Source organism: Streptomyces solincola, from assembly GCF_002982015.1.
In the GTDB taxonomy this organism is placed as follows: domain Bacteria; phylum Actinomycetota; class Actinomycetes; order Streptomycetales; family Streptomycetaceae; genus Streptomyces; species Streptomyces solincola.
Genome location: NZ_PVLV01000656.1, coordinates 1 through 7,173, shown reverse-complemented (window position 1 = coordinate 7,173; position 7,173 = coordinate 1). Strand labels below are relative to the sequence as shown.

The window sequence follows — 7,173 nt, the reverse complement described above, 5'->3', positions numbered from 1 at the left end:
TGGCGGGCCGGCCGCCGGCCAGGGGCCACTGGGACCGGCGGTGCAGGTCGTCGGCGACGGCGAGGAGCTGGGCGTTGCCGGCGAGGGCGAGCACCGCGCGGTGGAAGGCGCGGTCGGACTCGGCGTAGCGGGCGCGGTCGCCGCGGGCGGCGGCGGTCGCGGTGGCCTCGGCGAGCGGGCGCAGCTCGTCCCAGCGAGCGGCCTCCACGGTGCGGGCGAGCCGCAGCATCACCGGCACCTCGATGAGCGCCCGCACCTCGGCCAGCTCGGCCAGTTCGCGGGTGGTGCGCCGGACGACGCGGAAGCCGCGGTTGGGCACCACCTCGACAGCCCCCTCGGCGGCGAGGCGCTGCATGGCCTCGCGCACCGGGGTTGCGGAGACGCCGAGCCGCTCGCCGAGGGCGGGGGCGGAGTACACCTCGCCGGGCGCCAGGTCGCCGCTGGCGAGCGCGGTGCGCAGCAGGTCGAGGACCTGGGCGCGCACCGAGTGGCGCAGCACCGGCCGCCCGGGGGCGCGCTCCGCCGCTCCGCCGTGCTCCACTCGGGTCCTCCTGTGCCGGTGATCCGGTCCCCGGCTCGCGCGGCAGGGGGCCGGTGTGCACGATAAGCGCACGGGACCGTCGTTCACACCTCCGGTAGATCCGATAAGGTAAGGCTTACCTGCCAACGATTACCTGTCCACGATCCGATGCGGTGGTCATCCGATGCCCGTCTCCGCTGTGCTGCCCGCCCTGGCCTGCCCCGTCGCGGACGCCTACGCGCGCCTGGCCGAGGTGTTCCCCTCGCTGGCCGTGCGGCGCCTGGCGGAGGACGCGGAGCACCCGAGCGGGCCCGGCTGGGTGCGGGCCTCGGAGCTGGCCGGGGGTGGTGCCGCGCTGGCCGAGTTCCTGGCCTGGGACGAGGAGCAGGTGCTGCGGGACTACGGGCAGCCGGCCCGCGCGGACGTGCTGGCCGGGTTCGGCTTCCACCGGTACGCCTGGCCCGCCTGCCTGCTGGTGACGGTGCCGTGGTTCCTGCACCGGCGGGTGCCCCGGGTTCCGGCCGCGGACGTCTCCTTCCAGCGGACGCTCGGCCGGATGACCGTACGGGTGCGGGAGTTCGCCTGCCTGCCCGGCGACCCGGCCGCCGCGCTGCCCGGCGCGCGGGTGGTGCCGGACGAGGAGGCCCTGCGCGCCGAGGTGCGGGCGGCCGTCGCCGAGCACCTGGAGCCGGTGCTGGAGGGGTTCGCGCCCCGGATGCGGCGCGGCCGGCGCGCCCTGTGGGGCATGGTGACGGACGAGATCGTCGAGGGCCTGTGGTACGTCGGGCACCTGCTGGGCGAGGAGCGGCGGGCCATGGCCGAGCTGGCGCTGCTGCTGCCGGGCTCTGCGGCCGCGAAGCCGTACGTGGGGACGGCGGGCTTTCGCGAGCTGACCGGCCCGGCGGGCGAGTCGCTGCCGACCCGCGACCGGGCGAGCTGCTGCTTCTTCTACACGCTGCGCCCCGAGGACACCTGCGTGACCTGTCCGCGCACCTGCGATGAGGACCGCGTCCGCCGGCTGACCACCGCCGCCTGACGGCCCGGCGTTCCTTGCGGCCGTTCACGCCACCCGTACGGGTGATGTCGACCGAACGCAACCCATGCTCCCCGCACGCTCGTTCGAGGTTATCGGCCCCGAGCGCGGTCCGGACGGCCCCGTTGGCGTGCTCTTGTCCCGAAACCGCGCCGGGCCCGTTTGCCGTGGGCCAGGATGACCGCCGGAACTTCCCCACCGCGAGTGATGCAAGGGAACTGGCGCATGAGACTGACCGACATATCGCTGGACTGGCTGCTTCCGGGCGCTGTGATGCTGGTCGGGGTCGTGGCGGCGGTGGCGGTGCTCACCCGGGCCAGGCGCGCCGGCGAGAAGGCCCCGGCCGACGACTCCTGGGAGCGCACCGAGGAGCGCCGGCGGCGCAAGGAAGCGGTCTACGGCACCGCCTCGTACCTGCTGCTCTTCTGCTGCGCCGCGGTGGCGGCCGCGCTCTCCTTCCACGGGCTGGTCGGCTTCGGCCGGCAGAACCTCAACCTGTCCGGCGGCTGGGAGTACCTGGTGCCGTTCGGCCTGGACGGGGCGGCCATGTTCTGCTCGGTGCTGGCCGTACGGGAGGCCAGCCATGGCGACGCCGCGCTCGGCTCCCGGCTGCTGGTGTGGACCTTCGCCGGAGCCGCCGCCTGGTTCAACTGGGTGCACGCACCGCGGGGGCTGGGCCACGCCGGGGCGCCGCACTTCTTCGCGGGGATGTCGCTGTCGGCGGCGGTGCTGTTCGACCGGGCGCTGAAGCAGACCCGGCGGGCCGCGCTGCGCGAGCAGGGGCTGGTGCCCCGGCCGCTGCCGCAGATCCGGATCGTCCGCTGGCTGCGGGCGCCCCGGGAGACCTTCGGCGCCTGGTCGCTGATGCTCCTGGAGGGCGTGCGCACCCTGGACGAGGCGGTCGACGAGGTCCGCGAGGACCGCCGGGAGCGGGAGCGCGCCCGGCAGCGGCAGCGCGAGGAGCGCAAGCTGGAACGGGCCCGGCTGAAGGCCTTCAACCGCCAGCACCGGGCCTTCGGCCTGGGCCGCGGCGGCCGGCAGGTGGACGTGCGGGCCGCGGCGGCGATGTCCGCCGGGCCGCTGGAGATGGGGTCGTCCGGCCAGCCGGCCGGAGCCCTGGAGGGCGCCGCGTCCGCCGCGGACCCCGCCATATCCGGCGCCTCCGGCGCGGAGCAACTGCCGCTACGCCACCGGCCCTCGCTCCAGGCGGTGAAGCCGGTCCCGGAGGCCGGCGCGGTCGACCTGACCGCGGAGGACGACACCCAGGCGCTGCCCCGGCTGGACTCGCTGGAGCAGAAGCTGAAGAGCCTGGAGCAGCAGTTCGGCTGACCCCCCGGCAACGGCGACGGCAACGGGGCGGATGAGTCCCGTACGGCCCGACGCGCGCACGCCCCCGGTTCCGCCCGCTCAGGCGGGGCCGGGGGCGTCCGCGTGTCCGACTCCGCCCGCAGCGGGTCCCGCGGTGTCCACCACCAGTCTCTCCGCCGGTCCGGCGGCGAGCTCGAACCAGACCACCTTGCCCACGCCGTCCGCCGACACCCCCCAGGAGTCGGCGAGCGTCTGGACCAGCATCAGCCCCCGCCCGTGGGTGCCGTCGTCCACGGTGGGGTCGCACGGGGTGGGCATCGCGGCGGTGAAGTCGCGCACCTCCACCCGCAGCGCCGCGCCGGGGGCGGGGCCCATGGTGGCGGTGACCACGGCCCCGCGATCGGTGTGCACCAGCGCGTTGGTGACCAGCTCGGTGGCGCACAGCTCCGCCGAGGCGGCCGAGTCCGCCTCCTCGGCCCAGTGGTGCCGCAGCAGCTCCCGTACCGCCCGCCGGACCTCCGGCACGGCGGTCATCTCCGCGCCGGCGACCTGGCGGCGCCAGTGGACCGGCCGCAGGGCGTCCGGCCGCGCCGCGCCGCCTGCGGTCTGTCCACGGGCCGGTCCGGCCGCGCCCTGACGCTCCATCGTCTCCCCCACCCGCACGTCGACTGCCCTTCCCCTCGAACAGGTTCACGGGATGCATGCCCGTGCCTGCGCAGCGTCACGCCTTCTGCCGTGCGGGGCCAAGAGGCGTCCGGGGGGCGCACTGCTCCACCGGGGGCTCGGAGCCGGATACGGGGCGGGGCGCGGCGGCCGGGACGTGCGCCCCGCCCCGGGCGCCGGTCTCAGGGCCGGGGGATGTTGCGCAGGTTGGAGCGGGCCATCTGCACCATCCGGCCCACCCCGCCGTCCAGCACCACCTTGCTCGCCGAGAGCGCGAAGCCGGTGACCATCTCGGCGCTGATCTTGGGCGGGATGGAGAGCGCGTTGGGGTCGGTGACCACGTCCACCAGCGCCGGACCCGGATGCCGGAAGGCCTCCTTCAGCGCGCCCGCCAGCTCCTTGGGCTTCTCCACCCGCACCCCGTACGCCCCGGCCGCGCGCGCCACCGCGGCGAAGTCCGGGTTGCGGTTCGAGGTGCCGTACGCCGGAAGTCCGGCGACCATCATCTCCAGCTCGACCATGCCCAGCGAGGAGTTGTCGAAGAGCACGATCTTCACCGGGAGGTCCTGCTGGACCAGGGTGAGGAAGTCGCCCATCAGCATGGCGAAGCCGCCGTCGCCGGAGAGCGAGACGACCTGCCGCTTGCGGTCGGTGAGCTGGGCGCCGATGGCCTGGGGCATGGCGTTGGCCATCGAGCCGTGGCTGAACGAGCCGATGATCCGGCGCCGCCCGTTGGGTGTGAGGTACCGCGCTCCCCAGACGTTGCACATCCCGGTGTCGATGGTGAACACCGCGTCGTCGTCGGCGACTTCGTCCAGCACCGCGGCCACGTACTCGGGATGGATCGGGGTGTGCTTCTCCACCTTGCGGGTGTAAGCCTTGACCACCCCCTCCAGGGCGTCGGCGTGCTTCTTCAGCATCCGGTCCAGGAACTTCCGGTCGTGCTTGGCGCGCACCCTCGGCGTCAGACAGCGCAGGGTCTCCCGCGCGTCGCCCCAGATCGCCAGGTCCAGCTTGGAGCGGCGGCCCAGGTGCTCGGGCCGCACGTCGATCTGGACGATCTTGACGTCGTCGGGCAGGAACGCCTGGTACGGGAAGTCGGTGCCGAGCAGGATCAGCAGGTCGCACTCGTGGGTGGCCTCGTAGGCGGCGCCGTAGCCGAGCAGCCCGCTCATCCCCACGTCGAACGGATTGTCGTACTGGATCCACTCCTTGCCGCGCAGGGCGTGGCCGACCGGGGCCTTGACCCGCTCGGCGAACGTCATGACCTCCTCGTGCGCCCCGCGCGTGCCGCTGCCGCAGAACAGGGTGACCCGGTCGGCCTCGTCCACCAGCCTCACCAGCGCGTCGATCTCCTCGTCGCCGGGGCGGACGGTGGGCCGGGAGGTGACCAGAGCATGCTCGTACGCCTTGGCGGGTGCGGGAGCGGCGGCGATGTCGCCGGGCAGGGCGACCACGCTGACCCCGGCCCGCCCGACGGCGTGCTGGATGGCGGTCTGGAGCACCCGGGGCATCTGCTGCGGGCTGGAGATCAGCTCGCAGTAGTGGCTGCACTCGGTGAACAGCCGGTCGGGGTGGGTCTCCTGGAAGTAGCCGAGGCCGATCTCCGCGGACGGGATCTGCGAGGCGAGGGCCAGCACCGGCGCCATCGACCGGTGGGCGTCGTACAGCCCGTTGATCAGGTGCAGGTTGCCCGGCCCGCAGGAGCCGGCGCAGGCCGCGAGGCGGCCGGTGATCTGCGCCTCCGCGCCGGCGGCGAACGCGGCGGCCTCCTCGTGCCGGACGTGCACCCAGTCGATGCCCGGGGTGCGGCGGACCGCGTCGACCACCGGGTTGAGGCTGTCGCCGACGACGCCGTACAGCCGCTGCACCCCGGCGCGGGCGATGATGTCGACGAACTGCTCTGCCACGTTCTGTTTCGCCATGCGTCCATCCACGCACGGCGGGAGGCGTCGCGCCTCCCGCAGACGCCCGGACCGGTCACGCCTCCCGGACGGCCGCGACGCCCGGACCGCTCACGCCTCCCAGATGGCCGCGCAGGTGCGGTCGTCGGCGTACCCCTTCACCCGGAGCTGGGTGTCGGCGAGGAACGCGGCCAGGCCCGGCGGGGCTCCCGCGCCCCAGCGGGCGGCCAGCTCCCCGGCGAGCGCCGGCTCGCCGCGCAGCGGCTCGGCCATGCCGCGCCCGGCGAGCAGCAGCACGTCCCCGGGGCGGCCCACCGAGGCGCGGAAGCGGAACGGCTCGGCCGGCGGCGCGGGCGGCTCCGGCGGCAGACCGGCGTACGACGGCGCGAGCGGCGGCGGCTCGGGGGCGGCTGGCGGCTGGGCCGGGGTCGGTTCGATGAGCTGCCAGCTGCCGTCCCGCAGCCGGAACAGCCCCCCGTCGCCGACGCCGAAGAACACCCGGATGCGGCAGGCGGGGTCGGCGGTCAGCAGCAGGCACCGCAGCCCCGCGGTGTACGCGTCGGGTGGCAGGCCGCGTTCGGCGGCGCGGGCGCGGAGCCGGCCGAAGGAGCGGTCGGCCAGCCGGTGCAGTCCGGAGCGCAGCTCGCCTCGGCGGCCGGCCCGGATGTCCTCCGACAGCCGGGCGTGGCTGCGTCCGACCGACTCGCCGATCCAGTGGCACAGGTCGGCGGCGGCCCGGTGGGCGCCGTCCGCGGTCCGGGCGCCGGTGGCGACGGCGACCAGCAGCAGCGCCTCGTCCCCGGCCCCGAACCGGGCGGTGAGCAGGGCGTCGCGGCGGGGTTCGCCGCGGTAGCGGGCAGAGTCGCCGCGCACCGAGGCGGCACGCAGCGTGCAGGCGCCGTAGCGGGCGCCGTCCAGCACGGTGTCGGCGGTGAGCCGGTCCAGCTCCTCGGGGTGCGCTGCGGGCAGCGCGGTGGGCTCGGGGTCGTAGGTGGGCGGGCCGTCGCCGACGTGGGCGGTACGGGGGCGGGGCACGCCGGCCGGCGGCGGCGGCACGGCCGGCGGGTGCGCGGGCGGCGGCGGCACCGAGGCCCCGGGCGGCTGGGCGCCGGGGAACGTGCGCGGGGTGCGCCGCTCGTGCGCCGCCGTCTCCCAGGGCGCGGGCGGACGGTTCCCCGGGGCGGGCGGCGGGGCGTCCGCGCCGTCGCCGTCGCCGTACAGCTTGTCCCACCAGTCGTCCGCGGCGCTGGAGGGCTCCCCCTGTGGGCTCATGACCCTGATTATCGACCGCGGGGGCGCGGCGAAAACGGCCCCGGGGAAAAAGTGGTCATCGTGCGGGGCTGACCGGTCGGACGGCGGAAGGTCCGCCGGGCGGCCCCACCCCCCACGGGAAGGACGCCCGGCGGACCGGTCTCGGTGGTGCGCCTGACGGCAGGTCAGCGCACGTCGGGGGCGCGGCGCACGCTCCGGGTGACGGTCTCGCCCAGCCGGTCGGCGAACGCGGCGCGCAGGGTCGCGGGGCGGCCGGTCGCGCCGCCGTGGTCCGCGGTCGCCGTCCGCCGCGTTCGGCGACGCGGGCCGCGGTCCGGGTCGTACCGCCGTCGTGGGAGTACGCGAGGGGGCCCGGGGCGAGCGGGGCGGGACGCCCCCTGGTGGCCGCCGGCGGTGCGGCCGATGGTGAGCCCGCGGGTGGTCGGCAGGGTCTTCGTCCCGTCCTCCGGCAGATCGTGCCGAGAGGGGCGGGG

At 75.9% G+C, this 7,173-nt stretch carries 7 protein-coding genes; 2 read left to right on the top strand and 5 right to left on the bottom strand.

The features are described 5' to 3' along the window. The coding region (locus tag C6N75_RS28885) for a GntR family transcriptional regulator (protein ID WP_258177671.1) at positions 1 to 541 on the bottom strand (541 nt) is incomplete at its 3' end. A gap of 163 nt (positions 542 to 704) precedes the next feature. Between C6N75_RS28885 and C6N75_RS28880 the strand changes: the two genes are divergently transcribed. Both C6N75_RS28880 and C6N75_RS28875 read left to right on the top strand, forming a co-directional pair. Continuing rightward, the gene (locus C6N75_RS28880; protein ID WP_105871798.1) at positions 705 to 1,556 is read left to right on the top strand and encodes a (2Fe-2S)-binding protein; all 852 of its coding nucleotides are present in this window, start codon (positions 705 to 707) and stop codon (positions 1,554 to 1,556) included. A 222-nt stretch (positions 1,557 to 1,778) separates the two neighbouring features. Continuing rightward, positions 1,779 to 2,882: a DUF2637 domain-containing protein gene (locus C6N75_RS28875; protein WP_105871797.1), complete on the top strand. Its 1,104-nt coding sequence runs from the start codon at positions 1,779 to 1,781 to the stop codon at positions 2,880 to 2,882. Positions 2,883 to 2,960: 78 nt separating this feature from the next. Here the strand turns inward: C6N75_RS28875 and C6N75_RS28870 are convergent, their stop codons facing one another. The 4 genes from C6N75_RS28870 to C6N75_RS31175 form a co-directional block, all read right to left on the bottom strand. Next, positions 2,961 to 3,506, bottom strand: a complete 546-nt coding sequence (locus tag C6N75_RS28870) for an ATP-binding protein (protein ID WP_105871799.1) — start codon at positions 3,504 to 3,506, stop codon at positions 2,961 to 2,963. A 200-nt stretch (positions 3,507 to 3,706) separates the two neighbouring features. Next, the gene (locus C6N75_RS28865) at positions 3,707 to 5,449 is read right to left on the bottom strand and encodes a pyruvate dehydrogenase (RefSeq protein ID WP_105871796.1); all 1,743 of its coding nucleotides are present in this window, start codon (positions 5,447 to 5,449) and stop codon (positions 3,707 to 3,709) included. A gap of 90 nt (positions 5,450 to 5,539) precedes the next feature. Continuing rightward, the gene (locus C6N75_RS28860) at positions 5,540 to 6,700 is read right to left on the bottom strand and encodes a protein phosphatase 2C domain-containing protein (RefSeq protein ID WP_105871795.1); all 1,161 of its coding nucleotides are present in this window, start codon (positions 6,698 to 6,700) and stop codon (positions 5,540 to 5,542) included. Between the two features lie 164 nt (positions 6,701 to 6,864). Then, positions 6,865 to 7,173: hypothetical protein (locus C6N75_RS31175; protein WP_219852928.1), on the bottom strand; the 309-nt coding region annotated here is incomplete at its 5' end.

Coding starts and splice junctions, on each gene's coding strand:
- C6N75_RS28880 (WP_105871798.1), top strand. CDS start 705: ATGCCCGTCTCCGCTGTGCTGCCCGCCCTGGCCTGCCCCGTCGCGGAC.
- C6N75_RS28875 (WP_105871797.1), top strand. CDS start 1,779: ATGAGACTGACCGACATATCGCTGGACTGGCTGCTTCCGGGCGCTGTG.
- C6N75_RS28870 (WP_105871799.1), bottom strand. CDS start 3,506: ATGGAGCGTCAGGGCGCGGCCGGACCGGCCCGTGGACAGACCGCAGGC.
- C6N75_RS28860 (WP_105871795.1), bottom strand. CDS start 6,700: ATGAGCCCACAGGGGGAGCCCTCCAGCGCCGCGGACGACTGGTGGGAC.
- C6N75_RS28865 (WP_105871796.1), bottom strand. CDS start 5,449: ATGGCGAAACAGAACGTGGCAGAGCAGTTCGTCGACATCATCGCCCGC.